At 71.2% G+C, this 26,988-nt stretch carries 28 protein-coding genes and 2 pseudogenes; 17 read left to right on the top strand and 13 right to left on the bottom strand.

What is annotated here, in order from left to right:
• Positions 1 to 38: 38 nt before the first annotated feature.
• Complete coding sequence (locus Sdagh_RS17065) at positions 39 to 500, bottom strand: MarR family winged helix-turn-helix transcriptional regulator (protein WP_189424608.1); 462 nt, start codon at positions 498 to 500, stop codon at positions 39 to 41.
• A gap of 170 nt (positions 501 to 670) precedes the next feature.
• Here Sdagh_RS17065 and Sdagh_RS17060 point away from each other — a divergent pair, with 170 nt between their 5' ends.
• The 5 genes from Sdagh_RS17060 (at position 671) to Sdagh_RS17040 (ending at position 4,042) form a co-directional block, all read left to right on the top strand.
• Positions 671 to 1,882, top strand: coding sequence for a cytochrome P450 (locus tag Sdagh_RS17060; protein ID WP_190011338.1), 1,212 nt, complete (start codon positions 671 to 673; stop codon positions 1,880 to 1,882).
• 61 nt (positions 1,883 to 1,943) lie between these two features.
• Positions 1,944 to 2,183 carry a ferredoxin gene (locus Sdagh_RS17055; RefSeq protein WP_189424613.1) on the top strand — a complete coding sequence of 80 codons (240 nt, stop codon included), beginning with the start codon at positions 1,944 to 1,946 and terminating at the stop codon, positions 2,181 to 2,183.
• A gap of 97 nt (positions 2,184 to 2,280) precedes the next feature.
• Complete coding sequence (locus tag Sdagh_RS17050; protein WP_190077907.1) at positions 2,281 to 3,132, top strand: HD domain-containing protein; 852 nt, start codon at positions 2,281 to 2,283, stop codon at positions 3,130 to 3,132.
• 54 nt (positions 3,133 to 3,186) lie between these two features.
• Positions 3,187 to 3,504, top strand: a complete 318-nt coding sequence (locus tag Sdagh_RS17045; RefSeq protein WP_308288746.1) for an SDR family NAD(P)-dependent oxidoreductase — start codon at positions 3,187 to 3,189, stop codon at positions 3,502 to 3,504.
• A gap of 157 nt (positions 3,505 to 3,661) precedes the next feature.
• Positions 3,662 to 4,042: a thiol-disulfide oxidoreductase DCC family protein gene (locus tag Sdagh_RS17040; RefSeq protein ID WP_190077908.1), complete on the top strand. Its 381-nt coding sequence runs from the start codon at positions 3,662 to 3,664 to the stop codon at positions 4,040 to 4,042.
• 40 nt (positions 4,043 to 4,082) lie between these two features.
• Here Sdagh_RS17040 and Sdagh_RS17035 read toward each other — a convergent pair whose 3' ends face one another.
• Both Sdagh_RS17035 and Sdagh_RS17030 read right to left on the bottom strand, forming a co-directional pair.
• Positions 4,083 to 5,168: an HTTM domain-containing protein gene (locus Sdagh_RS17035; protein WP_190077909.1), complete on the bottom strand. Its 1,086-nt coding sequence runs from the start codon at positions 5,166 to 5,168 to the stop codon at positions 4,083 to 4,085.
• A complete protein-coding gene (locus Sdagh_RS17030; protein WP_226535234.1) occupies positions 5,158 to 5,769 on the bottom strand; it encodes a DUF5819 family protein in 612 nt (203 codons plus the stop codon). Before Sdagh_RS17030 ends, Sdagh_RS17035 begins: the two co-directional genes overlap by 11 nt.
• A 180-nt stretch (positions 5,770 to 5,949) precedes the next feature.
• Here Sdagh_RS17030 and Sdagh_RS17025 point away from each other — a divergent pair, with 180 nt between their 5' ends.
• On the top strand, positions 5,950 to 6,486 hold the full coding sequence (locus Sdagh_RS17025; RefSeq protein WP_190077910.1) for a hypothetical protein: 537 nt from the start codon (positions 5,950 to 5,952) through the stop codon (positions 6,484 to 6,486).
• Between the two features lie 34 nt (positions 6,487 to 6,520).
• On the opposite strand, the gene Sdagh_RS17020 is transcribed toward Sdagh_RS17025, so the two are convergent.
• The 7 genes from Sdagh_RS17020 to Sdagh_RS16990 all read right to left on the bottom strand — a co-directional run bounded on the left by Sdagh_RS17020 (position 6,521) and on the right by Sdagh_RS16990 (position 12,834).
• Positions 6,521 to 7,564 (bottom strand): serine hydrolase domain-containing protein, encoded by a 1,044-nt coding sequence (locus Sdagh_RS17020; protein WP_190077911.1) that lies wholly within the window; start codon positions 7,562 to 7,564, stop codon positions 6,521 to 6,523.
• A gap of 94 nt (positions 7,565 to 7,658) precedes the next feature.
• Positions 7,659 to 8,747 (bottom strand): glycosyltransferase family 4 protein, encoded by a 1,089-nt coding sequence (locus tag Sdagh_RS17015; RefSeq protein WP_190077941.1) that lies wholly within the window; start codon positions 8,745 to 8,747, stop codon positions 7,659 to 7,661.
• A 23-nt stretch (positions 8,748 to 8,770) separates the two neighbouring features.
• On the bottom strand, positions 8,771 to 9,307 hold the full coding sequence (locus Sdagh_RS17010) for a dCTP deaminase (RefSeq protein WP_087808835.1): 537 nt from the start codon (positions 9,305 to 9,307) through the stop codon (positions 8,771 to 8,773).
• Positions 9,304 to 9,843: a dCTP deaminase gene (gene dcd, locus Sdagh_RS17005; RefSeq protein WP_190077912.1), complete on the bottom strand. Its 540-nt coding sequence runs from the start codon at positions 9,841 to 9,843 to the stop codon at positions 9,304 to 9,306. Before dcd ends, Sdagh_RS17010 begins: the two co-directional genes overlap by 4 nt.
• Positions 9,843 to 11,081 carry a metallophosphoesterase gene (locus Sdagh_RS17000; RefSeq protein ID WP_190077913.1) on the bottom strand — a complete coding sequence of 413 codons (1,239 nt, stop codon included), beginning with the start codon at positions 11,079 to 11,081 and terminating at the stop codon, positions 9,843 to 9,845. The genes dcd and Sdagh_RS17000 overlap by 1 nt, the downstream gene beginning before the upstream one ends.
• A complete protein-coding gene (locus tag Sdagh_RS16995; protein WP_190077914.1) occupies positions 11,078 to 12,394 on the bottom strand; it encodes a carboxyvinyltransferase in 1,317 nt (438 codons plus the stop codon). Before Sdagh_RS16995 ends, Sdagh_RS17000 begins: the two co-directional genes overlap by 4 nt.
• Entirely contained in the window at positions 12,394 to 12,834 is a 441-nt protein-coding gene (locus Sdagh_RS16990) for an ATP-binding protein (RefSeq protein ID WP_190077915.1), read from the bottom strand. Before Sdagh_RS16990 ends, Sdagh_RS16995 begins: the two co-directional genes overlap by 1 nt.
• Positions 12,835 to 13,010: 176 nt before the next feature.
• Here Sdagh_RS16990 and Sdagh_RS16985 point away from each other — a divergent pair, with 176 nt between their 5' ends.
• Both Sdagh_RS16985 and Sdagh_RS16980 read left to right on the top strand, forming a co-directional pair.
• Positions 13,011 to 14,282, top strand: coding sequence for a helix-turn-helix domain-containing protein (locus tag Sdagh_RS16985; protein ID WP_190077942.1), 1,272 nt, complete (start codon positions 13,011 to 13,013; stop codon positions 14,280 to 14,282).
• A complete protein-coding gene (locus Sdagh_RS16980) occupies positions 14,279 to 14,824 on the top strand; it encodes a flavoprotein (RefSeq protein ID WP_190077916.1) in 546 nt (181 codons plus the stop codon). Before Sdagh_RS16985 ends, Sdagh_RS16980 begins: the two co-directional genes overlap by 4 nt.
• Here Sdagh_RS16980 and Sdagh_RS16975 read toward each other — a convergent pair.
• Positions 14,825 to 15,601, bottom strand: a pseudogene (locus Sdagh_RS16975) (mobilization protein); the annotation flags it as partial.
• 1 nt (position 15,602) lies between these two features.
• On the opposite strand from Sdagh_RS16975, the pseudogene Sdagh_RS16970 reads away from it, so the two are divergent.
• Positions 15,603 to 16,540: pseudogene (locus Sdagh_RS16970) on the top strand (tyrosine-type recombinase/integrase); the annotation flags it as partial.
• A 67-nt stretch (positions 16,541 to 16,607) separates the two neighbouring features.
• Here the strand turns inward: Sdagh_RS16970 and Sdagh_RS16965 are convergent.
• A complete protein-coding gene (locus Sdagh_RS16965; protein WP_189423074.1) occupies positions 16,608 to 17,234 on the bottom strand; it encodes a hypothetical protein in 627 nt (208 codons plus the stop codon).
• A gap of 386 nt (positions 17,235 to 17,620) precedes the next feature.
• Here Sdagh_RS16965 and hemL point away from each other — a divergent pair, with 386 nt between their 5' ends.
• The 8 genes from hemL to Sdagh_RS16925 all read left to right on the top strand — a co-directional run bounded on the left by hemL (position 17,621) and on the right by Sdagh_RS16925 (position 26,698).
• The gene (gene hemL, locus Sdagh_RS16960; RefSeq protein WP_189423076.1) at positions 17,621 to 18,937 is read left to right on the top strand and encodes a glutamate-1-semialdehyde 2,1-aminomutase; all 1,317 of its coding nucleotides are present in this window, start codon (positions 17,621 to 17,623) and stop codon (positions 18,935 to 18,937) included.
• Entirely contained in the window at positions 18,934 to 19,626 is a 693-nt protein-coding gene (locus Sdagh_RS16955; protein ID WP_190011351.1) for a histidine phosphatase family protein, read from the top strand. The genes hemL and Sdagh_RS16955 overlap by 4 nt, the downstream gene beginning before the upstream one ends.
• A 125-nt stretch (positions 19,627 to 19,751) precedes the next feature.
• Entirely contained in the window at positions 19,752 to 21,047 is a 1,296-nt protein-coding gene (locus Sdagh_RS16950; protein ID WP_190077918.1) for a polysaccharide deacetylase family protein, read from the top strand.
• A 66-nt stretch (positions 21,048 to 21,113) separates the two neighbouring features.
• Positions 21,114 to 21,746 carry a TlpA family protein disulfide reductase gene (locus Sdagh_RS16945; RefSeq protein WP_189423082.1) on the top strand — a complete coding sequence of 211 codons (633 nt, stop codon included), beginning with the start codon at positions 21,114 to 21,116 and terminating at the stop codon, positions 21,744 to 21,746.
• A 1-nt stretch (position 21,747) separates the two neighbouring features.
• Positions 21,748 to 22,518, top strand: coding sequence for a cytochrome c biogenesis CcdA family protein (locus Sdagh_RS16940; RefSeq protein WP_226535224.1), 771 nt, complete (start codon positions 21,748 to 21,750; stop codon positions 22,516 to 22,518).
• A gap of 4 nt (positions 22,519 to 22,522) precedes the next feature.
• Positions 22,523 to 24,220, top strand: a complete 1,698-nt coding sequence (gene resB / locus Sdagh_RS16935) for a cytochrome c biogenesis protein ResB (RefSeq protein WP_190077919.1) — start codon at positions 22,523 to 22,525, stop codon at positions 24,218 to 24,220.
• A complete protein-coding gene (ccsB, locus tag Sdagh_RS16930) occupies positions 24,217 to 25,326 on the top strand; it encodes a c-type cytochrome biogenesis protein CcsB (protein ID WP_189423086.1) in 1,110 nt (369 codons plus the stop codon). Before resB ends, ccsB begins: the two co-directional genes overlap by 4 nt.
• A 109-nt stretch (positions 25,327 to 25,435) precedes the next feature.
• Complete coding sequence (locus Sdagh_RS16925; RefSeq protein WP_190077920.1) at positions 25,436 to 26,698, top strand: MFS transporter; 1,263 nt, start codon at positions 25,436 to 25,438, stop codon at positions 26,696 to 26,698.
• Here Sdagh_RS16925 and Sdagh_RS16920 read toward each other — a convergent pair.
• On the bottom strand, positions 26,652 to 26,939 hold the full coding sequence (locus Sdagh_RS16920) for a PLD nuclease N-terminal domain-containing protein (protein ID WP_189423091.1): 288 nt from the start codon (positions 26,937 to 26,939) through the stop codon (positions 26,652 to 26,654). The genes Sdagh_RS16925 and Sdagh_RS16920 overlap by 47 nt on opposite strands.
• Positions 26,940 to 26,988: the final 49 nt, after the last annotated feature.

The raw sequence follows: 26,988 nt of genomic DNA, 5'->3' as shown, positions 1-26,988 counted from the left end.
CCCGGGTCCCCGGCCGCGCGGCCGGGGACCCAGGGGCGTCACCGGGGCCAGGGGCGGCCGGTGCGCTCCTCGATGTCGGTGTTGAACCGTTCGAGGTCCATGACGAACCGCCGCAGCCGGTCGGCCGGCCAGTCGCCGAGGACGTCGGTGAGCCCGGCGACGATGGCGTCCCGGTCCGCGCGCAGCCGCCTGCGTCCCTCGTCGGTGATCCGGAACTTCCGGGCGACGCCGCCCCGGGGGTCCAGCGTCCGTTCCACCAGGCCGTCGCGGAGCAGTGCCGTGGTCTGCCGGGTGAAGGTGGAGGGCGCCAGCCCGAACGCGTCGACGAGGTCGGGGACGGACATCGGCCCCTGCGCCTCCAGCCGGCTGAGCAGGACGTAGGCACTGCGGTCGAGGGCGCTGCCGTCGTCACGGACGCGGCGCGGGGAGGCCAGCTCCAGGTGCCGGGTGAGGATCAGCAGCTCACGCTCGATACGGCCGCCTGCCTGCCGTGCGTCCACGGGGTCCTCCTCGGGTCAACCGACCGCACAGTACAGGACAGTTGCGCGTCCACCCGGGCGTGCATCATGCACTTTTCTTGTACGGTGCATACGGCGCACCACATGAGCGAACGGTGCCCCAGTTCCGCCTCGCGCACCTCCCCCCACCCCCTCGTCCGAGGAGACGCCCGATGGCCGACCAGGACCTGCGCCTGCCCCTGCCCACCGACACCCCGCTCGATCCCCCCGCCGCCTGGGCGGAGCTGCGCGCCCGCTGCCCCGTCGCCCACGCCACCCTGCCCAGCGGCGACACGGCGGTCTACCTGACCCGCTACGACGATGTCCGGACCCTGCTCTCCGACCCGCGGTTCGTCCGCCCCACCGAGCGGGACGGCGCCGCCCGGGTGGCGCCCGAGGGCTCCGGCGGGGCCGCCGCCACCGGCAGCGCGGCCGTCGCGATCCCCGGCCGGGGCGAGCCGCACCAGCGCTGGCGGCGCCGGGTCGGCAAGTACTTCACCGCCAAGCGGATGACCGCGCTGCGCCCCGGCATGACCCGCCTCGCCGAGGACCTCGTGGACGCCATGCTCGCCCAGGGCGCCCCCGCCGACCTGCGCGCGAGCCTCGGCTTCCCGCTCCCCGTCCACGTCATCTGCGACCTCCTCGGCGTCCCCGCCGAGGACCGGGACCGCTTCTCCCACTGGTCCGACAGCTTCCTGAGCGTCACCCGCTACACCGCCGAGGAGATCGCCACCGCCCAGCGGGAGTTCACCGCCTACATGGCCCGGCACGTCGCCGCCAAGCGGGCCCGCCCGACCGACGACCTCCTCGGCACCCTCATCACCGACGGCGAGGAAGAGGGGGGCGGACCGACCGACGACGAACTCGTCGCCACCGGCATGGGCCTGCTCGTCGCCGGCCACGAGACCACCGCCAACATGATCGGCAAGATGGCCGGCCTGCTGCTCGGCGACCGGAGCCGCTGGGAGCGGCTGCTGGCCGACCCGTCGCTGGTGCGCACCGCCGTCGAGGAGTCCCTGCGCTTCGACGCCAACCTCGGCTTCGGCCTGCGGCGTTACCTCGGGGAGGACGCCGAGATCGCCGGGCAGGTCGTCCCCGCGGGCAGCACGGTCGTGTGCAGCATGCCGGCCGCCAACCGTGACGAGCGGGCGTTCACCGGCGCCGACGCGATGGACCTCGCCCGCACCCCCAACCCCCACCTGGCCTTCGGCGTGGGCCCGCACTCCTGTCTCGGCCAGGCCCTGGCCCGTACCGAACTCCAGGTGGTCCTGGAGACGCTGCTCCGCCGGGTGCCCACCCTGCGCCTGGCCGTCCCCGTCGCCGGCCTGCGCAAGACGGAGGGCCTCCTCGTCGGCGGCCTGCGCGAAGTCCCCGTCCGCTGGTGACGTCCCTGTCTGCTGGTGACGTTCCCGTCCGCTGGTGACCCGGAAAGGAACCGGAACGATCGTGAAACTCACCGTCGACCAGGACAAGTGCTGCGGCGCCGGTGCCTGCGTCCTGTCCGCGCCGGAGGTCTTCGACCAGCGGGAGGAGGACGGCATCGTGACGCTCCTGACCTCCGAACCCGCCGCCGAGCACCACGTCGCCGTCCACGAGGCGGCGGCCGTCTGCCCCACGGCGGCGATCCGGGTGACCGAGACGGACCGGATCGCGCCACCCGGCCGGTCCCGGCAGGCACGGCACTAATCCGTGCCCATCTGGCATTTCCGCCCCTGTCGACCGGGCGGTCCCCGTTCCTAGGCTCCTGGCATCCACCCCCGCCCAGCCAGAAGCAGGTCACACCATGTCCGCCAGGAGCCAGAGCCAGAGCCGCAGCCAGAGCCAGAGCCAGAGCCAGAGCCAGCCCCGGACCCGGACCCGGGGTCACGAGGCGAAGGACATCACCCGTCGTACGGCGCTGGAGCGGGCCGCCGCCGCGCTCGCGATCGGCGCGCTCGCCACCACGGCGTCCGGCCACCCCGCCGCGGCCGCCACCACCGATGCCGACAGTTCCGCCCTGCCGGCATCGGTGGCCGGCATCCGCGTCCCCGACACCCGGCTGGCCCGCGACACCGCCGCGTTCGTCCGCGAGGCGTCCAGCCCGGCGCTCTTCCGCCACGTCCTGCGGACCTACCTCTTCGGTGCCCTGCTCCTGGACCGCCGCGGCGTCCGCTACGACCGTGAGCTGGCCTTCGTCGCGGCGGCCCTGCACGACCTGGGCCTGGTCGAGGCGTACCGCACCCCGACCGAGCGCTTCGAGGTCGACGGCGCGGACGCGGCCCGGCGCTTCCTGCGGGGGCGGCGGGTGCCGGCCGATCGGGTGGCGGTCGTCTGGGACGCCATCGCGCTGCACACCAACGCCGGCATCGCGGCCAGGAAGAGCCCGGAGATCGCCCTGGTCTCCCTCGGCTCCGGGCTCGACTTCACCGGGAACGGCCTGGACGAGATCGAGCCCGACGCCCTCGCGGAGGTACTCACCGCCTTCCCCAGGGACGGCTTCACCCAAGAGGCCCTCGACACCATCCTGTCGCTGTGCCGCACCAAGCCCCTGTCCGTCCTCATGCACCCCTTCGCCGAGGTCGGCCGCCGCCACCTCCCCGGCTTCCCGGTCCCCACCCTGGAGGACCTGCTGCTGGCGGCGCCGTTCGCGGACTGACGGCGGCGGCCGGCCGCGCGGGCCGCGCTTGGCAGCGGCTCCGCCGGTGACCCGGTGGGCCTGACGGACACACGGCCTCTCGCACTGGTCACCGGCGCGTCCGGCGGCATCGGTCAGGCACCGGTCCGGCAGTTCGCCGAGCACGGCCACGACCTCGTGGTGAACGCCGAGGACCAACGGCTTCGGACCGCCGCCCGCGACCTGCGGGGGACGGGCGCGCGGGCCGGCGCGGTGCGCGCCGATCTCCGCACCGCAGAGGGCGCCGAACGGCTGCTGGCCGCGCTGGAGGAGCGGACGGTCGAGGCCGCCGTCCGCAACGCGGGTGGCGGCCGGGGCGGCGCCTTCTGGGCGGCCGGGCCGTCACCGACCTGACCTGGCAGGGCCGTACGCTCCCGGCGGACGGCCTCGTCCTGCCGGGCGTCTGCGGCCAGAACCACGACGACCGCCCGCGGAAGGACCCGTACACCTTCCGAAGGGCCATGGGCCGGCCTGCTCCGGCCCACTGTCCTGATGAGGCAGGATCGATGCCATGCGGACCCGACCTGTGCTGGTTTACGACGGTGATTGCCGATTTTGCACGACGTCGGTCGCCTTCCTCGAACGCCTGCTGCGACCCGACTGCTCCATCACCCCGTGGCAGTTCGCTGACCTGGCCTCTCTGGGCGTCGCTCAGCGTCGGGCCGAGTACGAGGCGCTGTGGATCACGCCCACCGGGGCCGTGCACGGCGGTGCGCAGGCGGTCGCCGAGCTGTTGCTGCGGGCGGGCAAGGGGTGGGCCGTTCTCGGCGCGCTGCTCACACTGCCGCCGTTTCGCCGGGTCGCGCATGGCGTCTACCGGATCGTCGCGGACAACCGCCACCGCCTGCCGGGCGGGACCGCGGCCTGTGCCCTCCCCGCGGACCGTCGCTGACGATGGAGCCGGCGGACGGCCGACGTCACCTTGTCCGCCCTCACCGCAGGGCCGACCCGGGGGTCTCGGGTTCGACCTGCGGAGGCACGGCACCATGCCTCGCCTCTCCGCGGGGCCGCGGCAGCCGCACGCCGAGCCGCCGTGCCGTACGGCGCCCCAGGCGGGGCAGCGAGGTGTAGAACCGGTCGGGCAGGAACACGGCGTCCGCGATGATCATGGCGCCCGAGAAGACCGGCAGTCCCAGTACGACCGCGATGCCGACGTGCAGGGCCAGCAGCAGGGCGAGAACGGGGTACTTGAGCCTGCCGAAGAGCACGAACGGGAAGGCGACCTGGGTGAGAACGGTCAGGTAGCTGATGGCCGCGATCGCGAGGGGGTAGTGGTCCAGGAGCTGGGAGAGCGCGGGCCAGGGCTGGAAGAGTTCGAGGTGCAGTACGTAGTGGAGTGCCGTGCCGTCGGCCCAGTACGAGCCCTGGACCTTGTACAGGCCGGCTGACCCGTACAGGAAGCAGACCTGGGCCGCGATGACGAACACGCCGCAGTTGTGCACCACGGTGGTCAAGGTGACGCGGGCGTCACGGAGTTGCCGGGCGGTCCGGCCGGGACGCTTCGCACGGGCCGCCGCGCCGGCCGCGCGAACCGCCTTGCGCCGCTCGCGCCGGGCGTCCAGGGACCAGCGCCGGCCGCACGCGGTGAGGACGAGGTAGAGGGACATCAGCAGGACCAGGTTGTCGCCCCCGTCCGTCATGAAGATGGACCGCGAGTGGAACGATGTCACCACGACGGCGAACACGAGGGACGTGACCCGGGTCCGCCAGCCGAGCATGAAGAGCGCGGACGCCACGAGAGCCGTCCCGTAGCACAGCTCGAAGTAGGCACGGTCGTCCGACAGGAGCAGGAAGCTGTACCAGCCCGTCTGGTCGGAGAGCTGCGCGGCGAGGGCAGGCGTCCACGGAGAGCCCGGCCCCCAGATCTCGTGGCGGTGCGGGAACTCGCGGAGCAGGAAGACGAGGTAGAGCAGTCCGTAGCCGATGCGCAGCACCGACGTGGCGTACAGGGACAGCGGCCGGCCGGTGACGAGCACGGTCGCCGCGGAGAGGAGCGTGCGCGTCCGCTCACTTCCCATGAGAGGTCACCTTCCACCAGGGCAGGAGCCGGTTCTCGACAGGCTTCGACGGGTTGTCCACGGCGTCGGAGCCGGGCGCCGCGACGGGACGTGTGATGACGCGGAGCTGGATGAAGTCGGCGTCGCGGCCACTGCCGCCGCGGTGCTCGGCGACGCGGTCCGAGGCGATGTTGTTCAGATACGTCTGGATCATCGCCGCCCGTTCCGAGCGGGCCTTGTCGTCCTGCCCGTGTGTCTCGGTGTAGGAGGACCAGGCGCGACGCAGCAGATTCTGTGCCGTGTGGCTGGGGAACGCCTGGTGTTCGACGGCCGCCCGGTCCACGGCCGACAGGTCGAACCACGCGCTGACCCGCATCGACCCGTCGGACCCGGTGTGCGCGGTTCTCGCCAGGACCTGCCGGTTGACGGAGTCCGGATTGGGCGCGAAGAGCCGCCAGTTCTGTTCGAAGAGCGGATAGACCCATGCGTCGATCTGCTGGCTGTACCGCCGGGACACGGGGTTGGGGGGTGCCACGTGCAAGAAGACGAGAACGACGTGGGCCAGGGTCGCGGCGAGACAGAGGACCACGGCCGTGCGCAGGCCCGCTCTCAGCAGGCGCACGCCAACCGGTCCACCGCGTGACGCCCGTGGGTCGCCGCGACGTTCCCGCGGCGGACCGGAGGCATCCTGTCCCTGCCTTCTCGCGCCGCGGCTGGCGAAGCTCGGTCGCGGTTCATCGAGAAGCTCGACAAGGCCGATAGCCGAGCTGTTCTGCTGCTCCCGGACCGGCGCCAAGCACGCGTGGTCGCAGCTGGCACCCTGACGTCCGGCAAGTGGACGGCGCGACGTACACATATCGTCACCACGGACGGTCAGAACCTTTTCTTTATCCGCGGGATCCAGCGGGCGGAAGCGCAATCGGAAGGTGTCGAGGAAGTCCCTCGTACCGATGCGGAGCCGGCTGACGAGCATCGATCGGTCTGGCCACCGAACCAGGTCCGGCTCCAAGGTGCCTATCTGCCCGTCGCCGACATCGGACGCGTGACGGCGGCCATGTCCGCCCTCGGTTTGAGCGCGCACCGCCGCGGAAGCGACTGGGTCTCTTATGAGAATCTCGTGATCAGGCAGGCACACACCAGCAAAGTCGCTACGGGCGTTCCAGGCGTCCAACTTCGGGTTGCCATCGACGATGTCCAAGCGGCTTGGGAGCGTCTACGCAGGCTGGGGTTCGACGGAGCAGTGCAACGTGAGGGCGGCGCCCTCTGGGCACGGATCGACCCGTACCTGATCGTCGCCGTCAACAACGCCGAGCCGCCCGCTCGCCCAACCCTGCAGTAGACCCGGCCGGGACGCGATGGGTTGCTTTGCCACGTCAGTTCAAGGCGAGCCCACGGAAGGTGTTGCGAACCTCGGTCAACGGGCCACGTTCCCTTGTGTAGTAGAGCTTGTTGGTCAGGAGTACCGCCCAGCGGCACTTGGTGGGGGAAATCCACATGCCTGTGCCGGTGAAGCCGTAGTGGACCCAGACGCCTTCGTCGGCGGTCGTGCCGGGAGCGGGGTGCCAGAACAGGCCGCGAGCAGGTTGGAGCCGGCCCGTCTGGATTGTCAGGGAGCGGGTGATCCATTCGCTCCCGAAACCAGCCCGGAACTGGTAAGCGGCAGGGGCGAGCATGTACCGGAGGAAGGCGGCGAGGTCGTCGAGGACGGTGAAGGCGCCGGCGATGCCGCAGACGCCGCCCAGAAGGCGGGCAGAGAAGTCGTGGGCGACTCCCTTGAGGTGGGTGTCGGTGTCCTGGTCGAGTTCGGTGGGTGCGCAGCGGGCGGCGAGGTCGGCGGGCAGGGGGCCGAAGCGGGTGCCGGTCATGCCCAGCGGATGCCAGGTGCGGGCGGTGGCCAGCTGGTCCAAGGGGCTGCCGGAGAGGTGTTCGGCGAGGTAGCCGAGGATGAGGGCGGCTCGGTCGGTGTACTCGACGGCTTCGCCGGGTGCCCGGTGGAGTGCCTCGTGCAGTACTCCGCGGCGGATGTCGTCCGGGTTGGTGCCGTAGAGGTTCTTCAGCTGGGCTCGCAGTGGGACGCCGGCGGTGTGCGTCAGCAGATGCCGGGCGGTGACGGCTCCGAGTGGGTGCCCGGTGACCTCCTGCCAGAAGCTGCCGAGCGGCTGGTCGAGGTCGAGGGTTCCGTCCTCGTACAGGGCGCCGACGGAGGACCAGACAGCCAGGATCTTGGTGAGGCTGGCGGCGTCGAAGACGGTGTCGGTGCGCATCGGCACGTCCGGCTCGTCGGGGTCGAGGACGCCGGTGGTGCCCTGGGCGAGGGTGCCGGTGGCGTCGCCGAGGGCCCATACGGCGCCCGGGTACACCTTGTCGCGGACCCCCTCGTCGAGTAGGGCTTCGATGCGGTCATGCACGTACGTCATGGTCTCCCTCTTCGCCGGGGTATCCCGTCGGACAGCGTAGTGACGTTCACAGAGCGGTTCGGGTAGTGACGTGTCGGGACGTCTGACGGTCGGTTCAGGTGAGCTGTCGGCCGAGGTCGGTCAGGGATCGTGCGGTTGCCGAGAGGGGGTAGCGTGCCGCATTGGCGTAGCCCGCCTGGCGCAGGGCGGACAGCAACCCAGGGGTCTTCATCAGCCGGTCGAGATCCCGTGCGAGTGCGGCGGAGTGGGTGAAGTCGGTGGTCATACCGGAAGCGGCGAGCGCCTCGCTGAGGCCGGGGACAGGCTGGTAAAGGACGGGCAGTCCGCACGCTTGGGCTTCCAGTGCGACCAGTCCCATGGCTTCCAGGATGGTGGACGGCATGACCAGTACGTCGTGTTCGGTGAAAGCTTTCCACAGCTGTGGGCGGCGCAGCCAGCCGAGGTAGCGGACTCGTACGCCGGCGCGTTGCAGCAGCGGGGCCAGTGCGTGGAACTGGGCTCTGGGCGCGGCGACGCTCAGCTCGACACCGGGGACGTGAGCCAGGCTCTTGATCAGGGTCTCGCCACCCTTTTCGGTGGTCAGGCGTCCTGCGTACAGGAGCCGCAGGTGGCTGGTGGAGGTGCGTGCCGGCCGGGCGGGCGGTGCGGTGAGCAGGTGGTCGGGGATGCCCCAGGGAATGTGGGTGATCTTGCGGCGTTCGATCTGTGGGGCGAGCTTGAGGAGGCGGTCGGCCATTGCGTTGGTCGGGACCACGATGGCGTCGGCGGCCCTGGCTGTCTCGCGCAGCACCTGGAGCTGGTCTCGGTGGGTCTCGGCGGAGATCAGGTCCGTGCCGTGGACGAGGGCGATCCGGGGATGCGCGGGCAGAGCGCGGATGAGGGCAGGAGTGGCGCCGAATGCGAGGTGCTGCAAGTGGAGGACGCTGATCTGTGTGGGATCGAGCGTGGCTGTAAGTGCTCTGCGCAGGGTGGCGACGTAGCGGCTGAAGGCCGTTCCTTCCAGGCATTTGCCTGCTACGGGGAGCACGTTGAGTCCGGCGGGTGGACGAGGAGCGTGACCAGGTGGTGCGAGCATGAAGGCGCGGGCCGGGATGAGGGGTTGTCGTCCGGTGTAGAGGTCGAGGAAGAGCTCGATGCTGCCGCCGGGGCTCCCGACGGGGAGGTCCAGGAAGGTGGCGGCCATCGGGCCGGTGGCCGAGCGAGCGTTCACCGCGCTCCTCCGTCGATCTCCTCGTAGAGGCGCGAGATGTCGATGCCTTCCGTGGACGCGTACTTGGCAGGCTGCTGCTGGTAGCTGGCCGGGGTGCCGAAGGTGGTGAGGAAGACGAGCTTGCCGAAGGTCATGCCCGGATACACGCGCACCGGTCGCGTGGCGCGGATCTCCAGCGTCCAGCGGATCGCATGGCCCTGGTGTCCGAGCGGAGCCGAGACGTGAACCCAGATGCCCAGGGACCCGGTGGTGCGGTCGCCGTTCAGTAGCTGCGCGTACGTCTCCGAACCGGTCCGCTCCAGCGTGATGCCGAGGTAGAGCAGGCCAGGGCGCAGCACGAGGCCGGTGTCGGGGATGGGCTGCTCGGTGAAGGCGGTGGGGGTTGCGGCGTCGAGGTTGCCGTCGCAGACGCGGATCGTTTCGCCGAGCCGCCAGTCGTAGGCGTTGGGGGAGAGGCGGCTGGGCTCGTACGGGTCGATGGTGATCTCGTCGGCCTGGACGGCGGCGGCGATGGCGGGGCCGGTGAGGATCACGATGCCACCGCCCGGAGTCGGGCGAGGTCTCGCCAGTAGGCGGAAGGCTGCGGTCCTGCGGCGGCCTGGTACTTGCCGCGGTAGAGGTCGATGGCGCCGGTGGAGACGAAGAACATGATCTGCCCGATCGCCATGCCGGCATACACGCGCAGCGGTCGGATCGGGGTGAGCATGAGCGTCCACTGGCCGTGGAAGCCGATGTCGCCGATGGGGGCGGTGATCTCGACGAACAGGCCGAGACGTCCGACGGAGGAGCGACCGAAAAGCAGTGGCACGAAGGTGTCGGAGCCGACCTCTTCGAGGGTGTGGCCGAGGTAGAGCTCGCCTGGCTGGAGGATGTGCCCGTCCGAGCAGATGCTGGTTGCGTTTGTGGGGTTGGGCCGGTGTGGGTCCAGGACCGTGCTCGTGTAGGTGATCAGGGTGGGGCCCAGACGCACGTTGTAGCTGTTGGGGTTGACCTGGTCGGCGGCGAACGGGGTGATGCGGAGGCGGCCGTCGTGAGCGGCAGCGGTGATCTCCGGGCCGGTGAGGATCATTAGCTGCTTCCTTCCGCGGTGACAGGAGCGGTGATGATGAGGATGTGCTGGACGGCCTGGTCCAGGCGCAGGCCGGCCTCATATGTGCGTCCGCCGAGGTAGGTGTCGGCGAGGTAGTCGGTGGTCAGCACGGTGGTGATGGCGTCCGGCAGGGGATCGGGGGCCGTGACGAGCGGGCCGGTCTGGGCGGTCAGACCTGACAGCAGGCCACGGAGGCCGCTGCGTGCCGGCTCAGGTACGTGGGCGTGCACCAGCTGGTTGGCGAACGGCTCGATGGAGAGCAGGTCGCCCTGGGTGAGTGTGTCGCAGAGCGGGACGGCACGTAGTGCCGTCTCGTTGAGGATGACCGCGTCTGCCCCGAGTGCCGTACGCAGGCGGGCGGTGAGCTCCACGAGCAGGCTGCGCCGGTCGAGGGGCTGGTGGCGGTACGCCGGACTGATCGGGCCGAGGACGGCGGCCAGCTGCTGCTTGACGTTTTCGATGAGGGAGCACAGATCCGCAAGCTCCATGGGAAAGCGGCTCGGGGCCCGATTCGGGAAGGATGTAGTGCCGGCACCCCATCCCGTGCCTACGGGTGTCGCGATCGCATAGCCGTCGGCGAGTTCCCGACCCTTGGCGACCAGGGTGCCGTCGACTCGGACCGGTCCGTACTGATCGCTGTGGCAGTGCCCGGCGAAGACCACGTCGAGGAACGGACAGGTCGCCGCGAGTTTCCGGTCCTCGTCGAAGCCGGAATGGCTGAGCAGGACCCAGCTGTCCACCTCGTGGTGGGCGAGAATCACCTCGCGCAGGGACTGCAGGGGATCGGTGACGCATTGGCCGACTCGCTGGGCAGCCGGGATCGAGTGGAAGGCTTGCCAGCCGATCACAGCGGTTACGCCGACGCGCCGTCCATCGATGTCAGCGATGTACAGGCGGCGGAACAGAGCGTCGCCGGTGTTGGCATCCACGGCATTGGCGCAGACAGTGCGCCGGTGAAGGTCGGGTTCGAAGTAGTGGGGCCAGCCGTGGTTGCCGGGGGCCAGCACGTCGTACAGCCTGAGCAGGATCCCCCGCTCGATCGTGCCGCGGGCGAGGCGGTAGTACCCGCTGCCTTCGAAGAAGTCGCCGCAGTCCACGATGAGGGAAGTCGGCCGCAGCGAGTGGAGGTGGGTCAGGAACGGCGCGGCGTTGTCGAAGGCGGAGTGGACGTCCGTTGTGGCAACGATCTGGCGCAGGTTGCGCCCGTCGGTGGTCATGGGGTGACCTCGCAGATGTCGGCGCCCAGGGTGTGGAGCTTGCCGGGCAGGTCGGCGTGGCCGCGGCGGAGCTGGTCGAGACCGCCAAGGGTGGTGACGCCCTGGGCGGTGAGGCCGGCGACCATGAGGGCGGATCCGGTTCGGATGTCGGTGGCCTCCACGCCCGTCCCGGTCAGCCGTTGAGGACCGGTAAGGCGGCACTCGGTGGGGGAGATCTCCTCGATGTCCGCCCCGAGGCGGGCCAACTGCGGCAGAAGATTGCCGTGGCGACCTGGGTTGATGGCGTCGGCGAACAGGTGGGTACCGGGTAGGCCGAGGGCCAGTGCCATGAGTGGTGGTTCGAAGTCGGCGTCCAAGCCGCCCGGGCTGAGCGAGGCGGTGGCCCGTAAGGGGCGGCTGGCCAAGCGGCCGTCCTGGGCGTTCACGGTGAGGGTGTCCGCCTCGCTGACGGTGGAGATGCCCAGTCGGTGCAGGGCAGCCACGAGGGGGCCCAGGTCGTCGGCTCGTGCGCCTCGGATGCGCGCGCTTCCGCCGGTGGTGGCGACTGCACAGGCGAGTGTCCCTGCCTCCACCTTGTCTCCCGGCACTACCCATGCGGCGTCGCTCGGTGCCGAGGGGGGCGGCGAGAGGGCGAGCAAGCGCTCGCCGGCCCGGGTTTCCCATCCCGCCGCCTGCAGGGCCTCCAGCACGTACAGCACTTCCGGCGAGAGATTGGGCTCGCCCAGCCGCAGAGGCCGGCCGGTGGTGACGGCTCGAAGCAGGGCGGCCACGGTCGCCCCGCGCGAGCGGAACGGCAGCACCAGGGACACGGTGCCATAGCGACGTCTGGCGGCCTCGACGCGATATCCGGAGTCACCCAAGACACTCCGGTCGCCGAATGCCTCGTACACCTTGAAGTGCAGATCCATCCCGCGTGCGCCGATCCGGCAGCCTCCCGGCCACGGCAGCCGTGCCTCTCCGTGCCGGGCGAGCAGGGCCGGCACCAGGTAGTACGAGGCACGGATACGCGCGGCCTGGGGCAGGTGGGGGCGCACGGGCTGGTTTTCAGTCGGCAGAATCACCGCCGCAGTCGGCTTCCCGACCGGCTGCGCTACATGCCAGCCCGACTCTTGGAGCAGCGCGAGCATGGTCTGCACGTCCGTGTTGGCAGGGATGTTGTTCAGCCGCACCGGACAGCCGAGGGCAGCCGCGGCGGCCACCAGCGGGAGCGCCGCGTTCTTGGAGCCGTCGACAGTCACAGTGCCGGTGAGCGGTGGGCCCGGACGAACGGCGATCACCTCGGCGGCCACGCCGGGGACGCGAGTGGTCGTCATCAGCAACTCCTCTGTGCAACAAGGGGGGACACGATCGGATGGTCCGGATTGGTGGGCAGTGCGATCTCGGCCCAGCAGCACTTCCCGACCGCCGTCGGCTCGACGCCGTATCGATCCGCGAGCGCGGCCACGAGGAACAGACCTCGGCCGCTCTCGCTACGCGGATCCGGGAGACCCGGCCGGGGCAGTTCCGGGCAGTCGTCGCAGACTTCGATCCGCAGTGACTGCTCGTCGAGACGGACGGACAGGGAAACCGGGCCGGCTTCGGCATGCCGGACCGCGTTGGTGACGAACTCACTGATCACGAGCTCGGCGGTGTGCACCACCTCGTTGCCCAGCACCGTGTCCCAGCCCTCTATCGCGTCCACGGCCCGGTGCCGGGCGGCGGTGACCGCGGTCGGTGTGGCGGATACGAAGAGTGCGAACTGGTGCGCTTTCACGAGCTGCCTCCAGGGTCGGTGCGGCTGCTCCAGGCAACCGCTCCGGAGACAAGCGGGACCATGCCGTGTGCCGGGGCCGCATCACTTATGCAGGAGCTGCATCGCGGCCAATCGATGCTCGGTTACGCTCGGTTGAGCAGGCAGGATCGGCGACGGCAGAAGGGGCCGTGGCGCAGATGGCCGACGCACAGAGTGAAGCCGGACGGATCGGCGAAGTCATCCGTCAGGCACGCGTATTACAGCGGCGCTCGCAGAAGGACGTTGCCACCGCACTGGGCTACCACCAGTCGAAGGTGAGCCGCCTGGAGAACGGCAGGGGCACGGAGGACGTGCGCGTGCTGCGCGAGATCGCGAAGGTACTGGATATCCCACCGCAACGCCTCGGCCTCGCCGCTGCCCCCGACGCCAGCCCCAGCGATCCCGGAACCGAGGACATGCACCGCCGCACCTTCCTTGCCGCGAGCGTCGCCGCGCTCGCGGCAACGCCGACGCCAACCATGGCGCACCACGACCTGATCCAGGTCCTGCTGCCGGGACCGAACCCCGCCGCCACCGGTGACTCCTCCGGTATCGACGAGCTGCGGGAGCGAGCGCGGACCGTGCGCCGGCTGTTCTGCACGTGCGACTACGCGAAACTGGAGCAGGCCCTGCCGGGCCTGATCGCCGACCTGCGCCAGGTCGCCGGCGGCTCCTCCGGTTCGGCGGAGGCATCCGGGTTGCTCGCGACCACCTACCAGACGTCGGTGAGCCTGTTGCTGAAGCGAGCCGACCAGGGCAACGCCTGGCTCGCGGCCGGCCGGGCCATGGCCGAGGCGGAAAGGTCCGGGGACCCTGTCGTCCTCGCCGCCAGCGTCCGCGTTCACGCTCACGTGCTCGTACGGGAGAAGCACACAGCCCAAGCCGTGAACATGGTGCGCCACACCGTCGACCAGCTCAGCGGCTCCTACGACCGACGCTCGCCCCGATACCTGGCAGCGGTCGGCCTGCTGCTGCTCCGCGGGGCAACCGCCGCCAGCAGAAACGGCGACCGCGAAACCACCCGCGACTTCCTCACCGAGGCCAAAGAGGTGGCCCGCTACGTCGCATTCGACAGGCCGGACGCCTGGGCGAACTTCAGCCCGACCAACGTAGCCCTGCACGAGATCAGCGCGGCTGTCTCATTCGGCGACGCCGGAATCGCCCTCCAAACCGCTCGCCCCCTCATGCGGCGGCACATCCCCGTCCCCGAGCGACGGGCCGCGCTCTGGGTGGAGGCCGCCCGCGCCTACAGTCAGCAGGGCAGACTCGCCGACGGCTACCAGGCCCTGCGCATCGCCGAGAGCTGCGCGGCACAGGACGTCCGCCGCCCGGCCGTACGCGAACTGGTTGCCGACATGGCAGCCCGTGACCGTCGCCTGGCGCTGCCCGAGCTCCACCACTTCAGCCGCCAACTGGGAGTGCCCGCGTGAGTGACCAGCACGACAAGCCGTTGCTCCAGATCGTGGTCTGCGCGGCCGGGGTCGCCGCCGACGTCGGCCGGCTGATCACGGCAGCACAGGAACGGCACTGGGACGTCGGCGTCGTTGCCACCCCGCAAGGAGTCGGCTTCCTTGATGCGGAGGCGGTCGAGGCCCAGACCGGCCGCCCCGTTCGCTCGGCCTGGCGGTCACCGGGTGAGCCACGCCCGAGCCGGCCTGCGGATGCGATCGCGGTCGCCCCGGCCACCTTCAACACGGTCAACAAGTGGGCCGCCGGGATCTCCGACAACCTCGCGCTGGGCATCCTGTGCGAGGCGCCCGCCATGGGGGTACCGGTCGCCGTGCTGCCTTACCTGAACTCCGCCCAGGCCGCTCACCCTGCATACCGACGGAGTCTGGACCTGCTGCGCGAGATGGGTGTCTTGGTCGGCTCCTACGAGCCTCACCGGCCGAAGGCGGGCGGCGGGGCCGACCGCTACCGCTGGGAGGAAGTGCTGGAGCTGCTTGCCCCGAGGCTGTCCGCGCGGTCGTGATCAGCGCCGATGTGCTCGCGGCTGCGGGAGCGAGACGGTGGTTACCTCGTGGGCCGGAGTGCTGGGTGTCCCATCGGGCCGTGCTGCGCTGCGGGCCTGTGCTGCACGGGCGCGTGCGTTGGGCGTCGGCCGTGCGCTGAAGCGTTGAACTCGCCATGCCAACGTCCCTGCGGGGGAGCGGGCGTCATCCAGGGCACGTTGGTCGGCGGCCTGCCTGAGGAGGCGCTCAGGGTCGTACCCAAGCGCTTCCGCTTCGGCGAGTGCGGCAGTGAGGGCAGCAATCGAGGGATCTGCCAGGACGTGCTCCGAGTGCTCGGGGACGGCCCGACGGATGTGGTGGACGTGCCGGTCCACAGTCGGTTGTGGCGGTCGGCGTCGGATGAGGGCGGTCAGGGGAGCGGTTGCTGCCTGGTCGTAGGCGGCTTGTAGGTGGAGCAGGGTCTGCTGGGCGGCGGTGACCTGCTGGTCGTGGTGGCGGAGCTGATGCCAGCGGGTCGCCGCGATGGTGACGAGGATCGCGGCATCGAGGAGCATCGCCAGCGCCGTACCGTCGCTTGGTGCGGGCTCGCGGAGCATCGCACGTGTGGCGCTTCGCAGGGCACGGGCGTGGTGGTGTTCGGCCTGGATGCGGGAGCGTGTGGCGCGCTCGAAGGCGGAAGCGGCTTCACGGAGCTGGGCGCGGATGGGTGCGGGAGCGAGGAGGCGCAGGACGTCCAGGGCTTCACCGAAGGCGGCGAGGTGGGCCTGGGAGGCTCCATCGTCGTGACCGGTGAGGTGGCCTTCGGTCATTCAGGGCTGGATTCGCGCGCTGCAGGACGGCGGCTTCGAGGTGTCGACGATCGAGGGCATCTTCGACATCCTCTCCAGCATCCTCGGCGCGGCCGTGGAGGACGGGCTGCTGCCGAAGAACCCGTGCAAGTCGAAGTCGGTCAAGCTGCCGACCGCGACCAAGAAGAAGATCGTCCCTTGGTCCCTGGAGCGTGTGCGTGCCGTCATCGCCGGGCTGCCCGAGCGCTTCCAGGCAGGCGGCAAGCTCGCCTTCGGGTGCGGCCTGCGCCAGGGGGAGGTCTTCGGATGCGCCGTCGAGGACATCGACTTCAAGGGCGGCTGGATCCACGTCAACCGCCAGGTGCGGCTCGTCGGCACGAAGCCGGTCTCCGCTCTGCCCAAGGGCAACAGGGAGATCCGGTCAGTGCCGCTGTCGGCGCAGCTGGCCACTGCCCTCAAGGCCCACATGAGGCGGTTCCCGCCGACGGCGGTCACGCTGCCCTGGGCGAAGCCCGACGGCGAGCCCAAGACCTTCCGGCTGCTTTTCGTCGACGAGAAGGGCCGGGCGTACAACCGCAGCGTCTTCAACATGGGCGCTTGGAAGCGAGCCCTGGTCGCCGCCGGCGTGATCCCTCCCCGCGAGCGCGGGGCGAGGGTATCTCCAAGCGGCCCCGGAGGACGGCATGCACGCCCTCCGGCACGCGTACGCCTCAGTGCCCCTGGACGCGGGGGAGAGCATCAAGGCGCTCTCCGAGTACCTCGGCCACTCGGATCCCGGCTTCACGCTCCGGACGTACACGCACCTGCTGCCGTCCAGCGGGCCGCCGGACCCGCAAGGCGATCGACGATGCCTTCACCGGCGCGGAGCCGTCAGAAACCGGAGAGCCTCAGGGCACATCACCACCCCCAGCGAAACCAATGTGCCCTCAATGTGCCCTGGCCGCCTGACGGCCCCTCCCCGGCACGCACAAGGGCGAGGCCCGAAGACCCCGCCCGAACCTCACGGAACCCCGGCTCAGGGCCACACCAGGCAGTACGCCTGATGCCCCGCCTCGTGCAACCGCTTCGAGAAGTCCTGCCACTCGTGCAGCAGTTGGTACACGTTGAACGCGTCCCGCGGCCCGCCCCGGTCCGGGACCGTGGACCAGATGAAGGCCGCCGCGCCGACCGCCTCCTCGCCGATGCCGCGCAGCGGGTCGACGACGGTCATCGGGAGCTTCACGACCGCGTAGTCGGGGTGGAGGACGACGAGTTCGAGCGGGGGGACCCGGTGCAGGGGGACGCCCTCGATGCCGGTGAGGACCATGGCCGCCATGGTCTCCGGCTTGATCTTGGTGAACATGCCGTTCATGCCCAGCTCGTCGCCGCCGAGTTCCTCGGGGCGCATGGAGATGGGGACGCGGGCCGCGGTCGCGCCGTCGGGCGCGCCGAAGTACTTGTAGGTCACCCCCACCCGACCACCATTCCTGCTCCCGGCCCGGAGCCGGTCGACCCCGCGGTCGAGCCGTTCGGGCTCATTCGGTCCAGCGTGTGCCTGGCGTGCCTCGGCCGTCTCCTCCGCCTCGCGTCGGTGCCTGCCCCGCCGGGCGCGTCGAGGACCCAGGTCGTCGGTCCCCTCGCCCAGTCCGCCACCGCGATGCATATCTCCACCCGACTGCTTTTCTAGGCCGCGTGGCCCCGGCCGCGCAACCCGATCATCGTGTCAGTGACCTCCCCCGCGGCCGCCCGCCGAAACGTACGGTGAGACATCTGTCCGCAGGGCCGGCCGCCCCCGTCCGCGCGCCCCGGGTGCTCCGGGTGTACCCGGCTTCCGGCCTGTTCCGGTCCGGTCCCAGTCTTGCAGACGTGGCGGCCGTGGCAACGGTTGTCCGATCATCGGGCGGCACTCCGGCTTCCGGCCCGCTCCCGTCCGCCCCCTTCTCCCGCCCCCGGCCCCCCGCACCCGCTGGCCTACCCTGAGGAGGTCACCCCCGCAACCGGAGTCCGAGAAGTCGGAGAAGGTCGAGAAGGTCGGAGAAGTCGCAGGTCATGAGCGAACTGGCATATCCATACGAAGCACCGGCCTCGCAGGCGCTGTTCGACCGTGCGGCGGCCGTCACGCCCGGCGGTGTGAACTCCCCGGTGCGGGCCTTCGGCGCGGTCGGCGGCACCCCCCGGTTCATGGTGTCCGGCACCGGGCCGTACCTCACCGACGCCGACGGCCGGGAGTACGTCGACCTGGTCTGCTCCTGGGGGCCGATGATCCTCGGGCACGCGCACCCCGAGGTGATCGCCGCCGTGCAGGAGGCGGTCGCGCGCGGCACGTCGTTCGGGACGCCCGCCGAGGGCGAGGTCGCGCTCGCCGAGGCCATGGTGGAGCGGGTGGCCCCGCTGGAGCAGGTGCGGCTGGTGTCCAGCGGCACCGAGGCGACCATGTCGGCGATCCGGCTGGCCCGCGGGTTCACCCGGCGGACCAAGGTGATCAAGTTCGCCGGGTGCTACCACGGCCACGTCGACTCGCTGCTGGCCGCCGCCGGCTCCGGGGTCGCCACCTTCGCGCTGCCCGACACGCCCGGCGTCACCGGCGCCCAGGCGAGCGACACCATCGTGCTGCCGTACAACGACCTCGACGCCGTGCACGCCGCCTTCGCCGCGCACCCCGGTGAGATCGCCTGCGTGATCACCGAGGCGTCGCCCGGCAACATGGGCGTCGTACCGCCGCTGCCCGGCTTCAACCAGGGCCTGAAGGACGCCTGCGCCGCCGACGGCGCGCTGTTCGTCTCCGACGAGGTCATGACCGGGTTCCGGACCAGCCGCGCCGGGTGGTACGGGATCGAGGGCGTCGTCCCCGACCTGATGACCTTCGGGAAGGTGATGGGCGGGGGCTTCCCCGCCGCCGCCTTCGGGGGACGCGCGGACGTCATGGCCCACCTCGCCCCGGCCGGCCCGGTCTACCAGGCCGGCACGCTCTCCGGGAACCCGGTCGCCACCGCCGCCGGCCTCGCCCAGCTCCGTCTCCTCGACGACGCGGCGTACGAGAAGGTGAACGCCGTCTCGCGGCGGATCCAGGGGCTCGTCGGCGAGGCGCTGGCCAAGGAGGGGGTCGCGCACACCATCCAGACCGCCTCCAACATGTTCTCCGTCTTCTTCACCGACCGCCCGGTGCGGAACTACGAGGACGCCAAGGCGCAGGAGTCCTTCCGCTTCACCGCCTTCTTCCACTCCCTCCTCGCCCAGGGCGTCTACCTCCCGCCGTCCTCCTTCGAGTCCTGGTTCGTGTCCACCGCGCACGACGAGCGGGCCGTGCAGCGGATCGCCGACGCCCTCCCGGCGGCGGCCCGCGCGGCGGCGGAGGCGACGGCATGAGCAGCACGGACCGCGACCACGAGATCACCGTCGTCCACCTGATGCGGCACGGCGAGGTCCACAACCCCACCGGCGTCCTCTACGGCCGGCTGCCCGGCTACCACCTCTCCGAGCTGGGCCGGCGGATGGCCGAGCGGGTCGCCGAGCACCTCGCCCCGCGGGACGTGACGTACGTCGCCGCCTCCCCGCTGGAGCGGGCGCAGGAGACGGCCGCGCCGATCGCCAAGGAGCACGGGCTCGACCTGGACACCGACGAGCGGCTCATCGAGGCGGACAACGTCTTCCAGGGCAAGACCTTCGGCATCGGCGACGGCGCGCTGCGCCGGCCCGCCAACTGGAAGCACGTCGTCAACCCCTTCAAGCCGTCCTGGGGCGAGCCGTACGTCGACCAGGTGGTCCGGATGATGGGCGCGCTGGACGCGGCCAAGGACCGGGCCCGGGGCCACGAGGCGGTCGTCGTCAGCCACCAGCTGCCGATCTGGATCGTCCGGTCCTACGTCGAGCGGCGCCGCCTGTGGCACGACCCGCGCAAGCGGCAGTGCACGCTCGCGTCCCTGACGACGTTCACGTACCAGGGCGACCGGATCGTGTCGGTCGGCTACTCGGAGCCGGCCCGCGACCTCGTCCCGGCCCATCTGCTCGCCGGCGCCAAGCCGGAGAAGGGGAAGGGCAAGGCCTACGGGGCCTGAGTGACGGGAGTTCGCGGCGGGGACCGTGGACTTCGTCACGATATCCGCACGTATTTTCGGAACCTCCCCCTCCATCGCGCCCTCTGACCGGGTGACCACAGAGAACGCGATGAACGGGGAGCGCGATGCGTACCTCCACCCCAGGCCCCACCCGACCCACCGGCCGCACGCTCTCCCGGCGGGGCGCGCTCGGGCTCGGCGCGGGCGCCGCCGCGGCGGCCGTCGGACTGACGGGCTGCGGCGGCGGTGCCCACTCCGACGGGCTGAAGCCGCACACGGGTGCCGGCGCCGGTCCCGGTGCCGAGCCCACCGTGACCGCCCGCCCGCTCGGCGACGGCTCCACCGAGTTCACCGGCAAGCAGCCCCACCAGCCGGCCGCGCCCGAGCCGCTGGAGCCGGGGCAGGCGCCGCCGCAGTTCGTGGTGTTCTCCTGGGACGGCGCCGGCGACGTCGGCAACGGCCTCTTCCCGCGTTTCCTGGACCTCGCCGGGGAGCACGAGGCGCACATGACCTTCTTCCTCTCCGGGCTCTACCTCCTGCCCGAGTCGAAGAAGCGCCTCTACGAGCCGCCGAACAACCCGCGCGGCGCCTCCGACATCGGCTACCTCACCGACGCGCACATCAAGGAGACGCTGAAGAACGTCCGGCGGGCCTGGCTGGAGGGGCACGAGATCGGCACCCACTTCAACGGCCACTTCTGCGCCGGGTCCGGCTCCGTCGCCCACTGGACCCCCGCGCAGTGGCGCAGCGAGATCGACCAGGCCAAGAAGTTCGTCACCGAGTGGCGGACCAACACGGGCTGGACCGACCTGCCCGCCCTCCCCTTCGACTACGACAAGGAACTGGTCGGCGGCCGCACCCCCTGCCTGCTCGGCCAGGACAACCTGCTGCCCACCGCCCGCGAGCTGGGCTGGCGCTACGACGCCTCCTCGCCCGGCGGCCGCCAGGTCTGGCCGGTGAAGCGGAACGGCGTCTGGGACCTGCCGTTGCAGCAGATACCTTTCCCCGGGCACTCGTTCGAGGTCCTGTCGATGGACTACAACATGCTGGCCAACCAGTCCGTCAACTCCACCAAGGCGCCCGCCTACAACTACCCGGGCTGGCGCCGGCAGGCCGCCCAGTCGTACATATCCGGCTTCCGGCGGGCCTACGAGACGAACCGGGCGCCCTTCTTCATCGGCAACCACTTCGAGGAGTGGAACGGCGGCCTCTACATGGACGCCGTGGAGGAGGCCCTGGAGCACATCGCGCGGGAGAAGGAGAAGGGCGGGGACATCCGGCTGGTCTCCTTCCGCCAGTTCACCGACTGGCTGGACGCCCAGCGGCCCGAGGTCCTCGACACCCTGCGCACGCTGGAGGTCGGCACCGCGCCCGCCGGGGGCTGGAACACCTTCCTGAAGGCGGCCCCCACCACCACCTGAGGTGCGGATTCCGCCTCGGCAGGGGGGTGCGCAAGATCCCCGGACCGGACATGCGAAACTTTTCACATGAGTGCCGCCAGCCGCGCCCCCCTGCGCTCGAACCGCACCACCGCCCGCGCCCGCCGCCGCGCCGCCCTGGCCACCGGCGCCGTCGCGGGCGCCCTGCTGCTGTCCGCCTGCGGCTCCGGCGGGACCTCCGGGGGAGGCGGCGACACCCACTACATCACCGGCGCGAACGGCATCGCGGCCGTCGACAAGGGCGACCGCGCCGCCGTCCCCGACCTCTCCGGCAAGACCGTCGACGGCGAGCAGCTCGACGTCGCCGCGTACAAGGGCAAGGTCGTCGTCCTCAACGTGTGGGGCTCCTGGTGCCCGCCCTGCCGCGCCGAGGCCAAGAACTTCGAGAAGGTCTACCAGGACGTCAAGGACCAGGGCGTCCAGTTCGTCGGCATCAACACCCGCGACACCTCCACCGGCCCCGCCAGGGCCTTCGAGAAGGAGTACGGGATCAGCTACCCGAGCCTGTACGACCCCACGGGCAAGCTGATGCTCCGCTTCGCGAAGGGCACCCTCAACCCGCAGGCCATCCCCTCCACCCTCGTCATAGACCGCGACGGGAGGATCGCCGCGCGCACCCTCCAGGCGCTCAGCGAGGAGAAGCTGCGGGCGATGCTCAAGCCGGTCCTGGCGGAGAAGTGACGTGAGTGCCGCCCTGTCCACGCTCGCCGCGGACCCCGGCGAGACCGTACGCAGCGGCGCGCTGCTGCTCGCCCTGCCGATCGCCCTCCTCGGCGGCCTCGTCTCCTTCTTCTCGCCCTGCGTCCTGCCCCTGGTCCCCGGTTACCTGTCCTATGTGACCGGCGTCACCGGCACCGACCTGGCCGAGGCCCGGCGCGGCCGGATGGCGACCGGCGCCGCCCTCTTCGTCCTCGGCTTCACCGCCGTGTTCGTCTCCGGCGGCGCGCTGTTCGGCTTCTTCGGGCAGACCCTCCAGGAGGAGCGCGGCGTCCTCACCAAGGTGCTCGGCGTCCTCATGATCGTCCTGGGCGTCTTCTTCATGGGCCTGATGCCCTGGCTCACCCAGCGCGAGTACCGCTTCCACAAGCGGCCCGCCACCGGCCTGGTCGGCGCCCCGCTGCTCGGCGCCCTGTTCGGCATCGGCTGGACGCCCTGCATCGGCCCGACCCTCGCCTCGGTCCTCGCGCTCTCCTCCGACCAGGCCAGTGCCGGGCGCGGCGCGATACTGACCGTCGCGTACTGCCTCGGCCTCGGCGTGCCCTTCGTGCTCGCCGCGGTCGCCTTCCGCAAGGCGCTCGGCGCCTTCGGCTGGGTCAAGCGCCACTACGTCTGGGTGATGCGGATCGGCGGCACCATGATGATCGCCACCGGACTGCTGCTGCTGACCGGCGCGTGGGACAGCATCGTCCAGCAGATGCAGACCTGGTCCAACGGCTTCACTGTAGGGATCTGACGCGATGAGCAAGACGACCACCGACGGCACCCGGAAGGCCGGTGACGACCAGGAGCTGGGCGCCGCCGGCTCCCAGCTGTCCACCGCGCCCGCGGAGGAAGGGCCGAACCCGCCCGCCATGGGCGTCGTCGGCTGGGTCCGCTGGTTCTGGCGGCAGCTCACCTCCATGCGGGTCGCGCTGCTGCTGCTCCTGCTGCTGTCGCTGGGCGCGATCCCCGGCTCGCTGATCCCGCAGACCGGCGTCGACGCCACCAAGGTCGAGCAGTTCTACCAGGACCACGAGACCCTCGCGCCGGTCTACGAGAAACTCGGCCTCTTCCACGTCTACAGCTCGGTGTGGTTCTCCGCGGTCTACATCCTGCTGTTCGTCTCGCTCATCGGCTGCATCGTCCCGCGCACCTGGCAGTTCGTCGGCCAGCTCCGCGGCCGGCCGCCCCGCGCCCCGCGCCGCCTGACCCGGCTGCCCGCCTACACCACCTGGCGCACCGGGGCCGCCCCCGAGGAGGTCCGCGAGGCCGCGCTGAAGCTGCTGCGGAAGCGCCGCTTCCGCGCCCACCGGGACGGCGACGCCGTCGCCGCCGAGAAGGGCTATCTCCGCGAGGTCGGCAACCTCGCCTTCCACATCGCGCTGATCGTGATGCTGATCGCCTTCGGCTGGGGCCAGCTCTTCAAGTACGAGGGCAACAAGCTGGTCCTGGAGGGCGACGGCTTCTCCAACACCCTCACGCAGTACGACGACTTCAAGTCCGGCAACCTCTGGTCGCAGGACGACCTGGCACCGTTCAGCTTCACCCTGAAGGACTTCAGGGGCACCTACGAGCCGTCCGGCCCCAACCGCGGCACCCCGCGCACCTTCGAGGCGCGGATCACCTACAGCGTGGGCGCCTACGGCAAGGAGAAGTCGACCACCGTCAAGGTCAACGAGCCGCTGGAGATCGACGGCTCCAAGGTCTACCTCGTCAGCCACGGCTACGCCCCGATCGTCACCGTCAGGGACGCCGAGGGCGACGTCGTCGTCGACCACGAGCCGTTCGCCCTGCTGCCGCTCGACGCCAACGTCACCTCCTCCGGCGCCATCAAGGTGATGGACGGCTACCGCAACGCCAAGGGCGAGAAGGAGCAGCTCGGCTTCAACGCGTTCTTCCTGCCGACCTACGGCGGCAAGGGCTCCACGATGCTTTCCACCTTCCCGGCGCTGCTCAACCCGATGCTCGCGCTCTCCGCCTACCACGGCGACCTCGGCGTGGACTCCGGCATCCCGCAGAGCGTGTACCAGCTGGACGACAAGAACCTGAAGGAGTTCAAGGACTCCAAGGGCGAGCTGTACAAGAAGCAGCTCGAGGTCGGCCAGACCATGACCCTCCCCGGCGGCAACGGCTCGGTCACCTTCGACGGCATCCAGGAATGGGCCGGCTTCCAGGTCACCGCCCAGCCCGGCAGCGGCTGGGCGCTGGGCGGCGCGGTCGTCGCCATCCTCGGCCTGGCCGGTTCGCTGTTCATCCAGCGCCGCCGGGTGTGGGTGCGGGCCGTGGCCGGCGCCGACGGCGTCACCGTGGTGGAGCTGGCCGGCCTCGGCCGCAGCGAGTCCGCGAAACTCCCCGAGGAACTCGGCGACCTGGCCGGGGTCCTGTACGACACCTTCCCCGAACCCACCGCCGAACCCACCGCCGAACCCACTGCCGAGAGGGCTGAGAAGAAGTGACTCTCGCCGACGCGACCCAGCTGGCCGCAGCGACCAACGAGCACCTCGCGAACATCAGCAACACGCTGATCTACTCGTCGATGGCGGTCTACACCCTGGCCTTCTTCGCCTACATCGCCGAGTGGATCTTCGGCAGCCGCAGCAAGGTCGGCCGCACCGCCGCCGCGCTGACCGCCGAGGGCGCGGGCGCGGGCGGGGCGAGGACCGGCCCGGCCGTCACCGTCACCAAGGCGGGCGGCACCGCCGTACTGGAGCGGCCCAAGGTCGTCGTCCGCTCCGCGGCCGGCGCCCGCGACGTCCCGGACGGGCCCGGCGCGGCCGGCGGCACCGAGAAGGGCGACCTGTACGGCCGGGTCGCCATCTCCCTCACCGTGCTCGCCTTCCTCATCGAGTTCGGCGGCGTCCTCACCCGCGCCCTGTCCGTGCAGCGGGCGCCGTGGGGCAACATGTACGAGTTCAGCATCACCTTCTCCACGGTCGCCGTCGGCGTCTACGTGGTGCTGCTCCTGCTGAAGAAGAACATCCGCTGGCTCGGCCTGCCGCTGGTCACCACGGTCCTGCTCGACCTCGGCCTCGCCGTCACCGTCCTCTACACGGCCAGCGACCAGCTCGTCCCCGCGCTGCACTCGTACTGGCTGTACATCCACGTCTCCACCGCCATCCTGTGCGGCGCGGTCTTCTACGTCGGCGCGGTCTCCACGCTGCTGTACCTGTTCAAGGACTCCTACGAGAACAAGCTGGCGACCGGCGGCACCCCCGGCCGCTTCGCCAACTCGGTCCTGGACCGGCTGCCCGCCGCCGCCTCCCTCGACAAGTTCGCCTACCGGGTCAACGCCGCGGTCTTCCCGCTGTGGACGTTCACGATCATCGCGGGCGCCATCTGGGCCGGCGACGCCTGGGGCCGCTACTGGGGCTGGGACCCCAAGGAGACCTGGTCCTTCATCACCTGGGTCGCCTACGCCGGCTACCTGCACGCCCGCGCCACGGCCGGCTGGAAGGGCCGCAAGGCCGCCTACCTGGCCCTGATCGCCTTCGGCTGCTGGCTGTTCAACTACTACGGCGTCAACATCTTCGTCTCCGGCAAGCACTCCTACGCGGGCGTGTGACCTCCGGGCCGGTCCCCGCGGCCCCGGTCGCGGGGACCGGCCGCGGGGTGCTATAACTCCCGTGTCCGCCTCCGACGCGCCCCCGCGGGCACGCTCGGAGGCTTTTTTCATGCCTTCCGACACCACCCCGCCCCCCGTCACGCCGCCCTCCGCCACCCCACCCGCCGGCTACCGCGCGCTGCTCCGCGACCGCGAGTTCACCGGCCTCTACGCCGGCTTCACGCTGACCGTCGCCGCGAGCACCCTGTCCGGCTTCGCGCTCGGCACGCTGGTCGGCCGGGAGACCCGGTCCCCGTTCCTGACGGCCGTGAGCATGTACGGCGCCACCTTCGCGACCGTGCTCGGCGCGCTGACCCTGATGTCGGTCGCCGACGGCGCCCGCCCCCGCCGGACCCTCGTCGCCCTCCAGTGCGTGTCGCTGGCCGGTGTCGCCGCGCAGGCCGTCCTCGGGCTGCCGACGGCCGTCCGGTTCGCCCTGCTGCTGGTGCTGGGCTTCTTCCAGTCCCTCGCCACCGGAACCCGGATGGGGCTGCTCGCCGAGTCGGTACCGGACGGCGCGTACGCCCTCGCCCGGTCGCTGATGAACATCACCTCGGGCGCCACCGCCGTCCTCGGCTACGCCCTCGGCGCCCTGCTGCTGCGGCACCTGACGCCCCAGGAGGTCTTCGGCACCGCCGCCGTCCTGACCGGGTGCGGCACCGCCGTCGTCGCGGCGACCGTGCGGGAACGCCCGGTCCGCCTCACCCGGCGCCCCGGACCGCGGCAGACCTGGACCGCCAACGCCGCCCTCTTCGCCCGCCCCGGCGGCCGGGCCCTGCTGCTGAACCTCTGGGTCCCCAACGGCCTGATCGTCGGCTGCGAGGCCCTGTTCCTCTCCTACGACCCCGGCGCCGCGGGCGTCCTGCTGGCCGCCGGCTCGGCCGGCCTGCTGCTCGGGGACCTCACGGTCGGGCGGCTGCTCGGTGCCGAGCGGCGCCGCCGCGCCGCGTTCGCCCTGCGGCTGCTGCTCGCCGCGCCGTTCCTGCTGTTCGCGGCCGGCCCGCCGACGGCGGTGCTGGCCGTCGCGGTGTTCGTGTCCGGGGCCGGGTTCGCCGCGACCCTGCCGCTCCAGGAACAACTGCTGGCGCTGACCCCGGGCCCGGAGCGCGGCCAGGTCCAGGGCGTCGAGTCGGCCGGCCGGATGACCGGGCAGGGCCTCGGCGCGGCGCTCGCCGGCGGGCTGGCCCAGTACCTCGGGACGGGGACGACGATGGCCGTGCTGGCGGCGGCCTCGCTCGCCGTCACCGTCCTGTCCCGGCCCTCGGTGGTCCGGGCGGAACGGCTCCTCAGTCGCCCTTCGGGTCCTCGTCCCGGTCCCGGTCGAGCGACTTGAGGAAGTCCGGGTTGTCGTCGGGCGCGACCCACCGGCCCCGGCCGGCCGGGCGGCCCGCCGGCTGCCGCCGCTTCCCCGCGATGATCCAGGAGACCGAGCCGACCAGCGGGAAGAGCAGGACGAGGATCGCCCACAGCGGCTTGGGCATGTGCCGGACGTCCTCGTCCCGCGTGCTGATGCAGTCGATGAACGCGTAGACGCTCAACGCCAGTGGCACGAGGAACATCAGCACCCGCAGCATGGGGTCTCTCCAGCGAAAGCGGTGGGCGGTACGGGGCCAGCGTAACCGC

Origin of the sequence: Streptomyces daghestanicus, from assembly GCF_020521275.1 — a bacterium.
GTDB lineage: Bacteria > Actinomycetota > Actinomycetes > Streptomycetales > Streptomycetaceae > Streptomyces > Streptomyces griseoviridis.
The sequence above is the reverse complement of the archived record's forward strand: the minus strand, read 5'-3'. Positions and strand labels throughout refer to the sequence as shown.

Bases quoted from the DNA above. Each gene is read 5' to 3' on its own strand.
- Sdagh_RS16955 (WP_190011351.1), top strand. From the start codon at position 18,934: ATGAGCAGCACGGACCGCGACCACGAGATCACCGTCGTCCACCTGATG.
- hemL (WP_189423076.1), top strand. From the start codon at position 17,621: ATGAGCGAACTGGCATATCCATACGAAGCACCGGCCTCGCAGGCGCTG.
- Sdagh_RS17040 (WP_190077908.1), top strand. From the start codon at position 3,662: ATGCGGACCCGACCTGTGCTGGTTTACGACGGTGATTGCCGATTTTGC.
- dcd (WP_190077912.1), bottom strand. From the start codon at position 9,843: ATGATCCTCACCGGCCCGGAGATCACCGCTGCCGCTCACGACGGCCGC.
- Sdagh_RS16950 (WP_190077918.1), top strand. From the start codon at position 19,752: ATGCGTACCTCCACCCCAGGCCCCACCCGACCCACCGGCCGCACGCTC.
- Sdagh_RS16965 (WP_189423074.1), bottom strand. From the start codon at position 17,234: ATGCATCGCGGTGGCGGACTGGGCGAGGGGACCGACGACCTGGGTCCT.
- Sdagh_RS16925 (WP_190077920.1), top strand. From the start codon at position 25,436: ATGCCTTCCGACACCACCCCGCCCCCCGTCACGCCGCCCTCCGCCACC.
- Sdagh_RS16995 (WP_190077914.1), bottom strand. From the start codon at position 12,394: ATGACGACCACTCGCGTCCCCGGCGTGGCCGCCGAGGTGATCGCCGTT.
- Sdagh_RS17050 (WP_190077907.1), top strand. From the start codon at position 2,281: ATGTCCGCCAGGAGCCAGAGCCAGAGCCGCAGCCAGAGCCAGAGCCAG.
- Sdagh_RS16920 (WP_189423091.1), bottom strand. From the start codon at position 26,939: ATGCTGCGGGTGCTGATGTTCCTCGTGCCACTGGCGTTGAGCGTCTAC.
- Sdagh_RS16945 (WP_189423082.1), top strand. From the start codon at position 21,114: ATGAGTGCCGCCAGCCGCGCCCCCCTGCGCTCGAACCGCACCACCGCC.
- Sdagh_RS16985 (WP_190077942.1), top strand. From the start codon at position 13,011: ATGGCCGACGCACAGAGTGAAGCCGGACGGATCGGCGAAGTCATCCGT.
- Sdagh_RS17020 (WP_190077911.1), bottom strand. From the start codon at position 7,564: ATGACGTACGTGCATGACCGCATCGAAGCCCTACTCGACGAGGGGGTC.
- Sdagh_RS17060 (WP_190011338.1), top strand. From the start codon at position 671: ATGGCCGACCAGGACCTGCGCCTGCCCCTGCCCACCGACACCCCGCTC.
- Sdagh_RS17000 (WP_190077913.1), bottom strand. From the start codon at position 11,081: ATGACCACCGACGGGCGCAACCTGCGCCAGATCGTTGCCACAACGGAC.
- Sdagh_RS17035 (WP_190077909.1), bottom strand. From the start codon at position 5,168: ATGGGAAGTGAGCGGACGCGCACGCTCCTCTCCGCGGCGACCGTGCTC.
- resB (WP_190077919.1), top strand. From the start codon at position 22,523: ATGAGCAAGACGACCACCGACGGCACCCGGAAGGCCGGTGACGACCAG.
- Sdagh_RS17015 (WP_190077941.1), bottom strand. From the start codon at position 8,747: ATGGCCGCCACCTTCCTGGACCTCCCCGTCGGGAGCCCCGGCGGCAGC.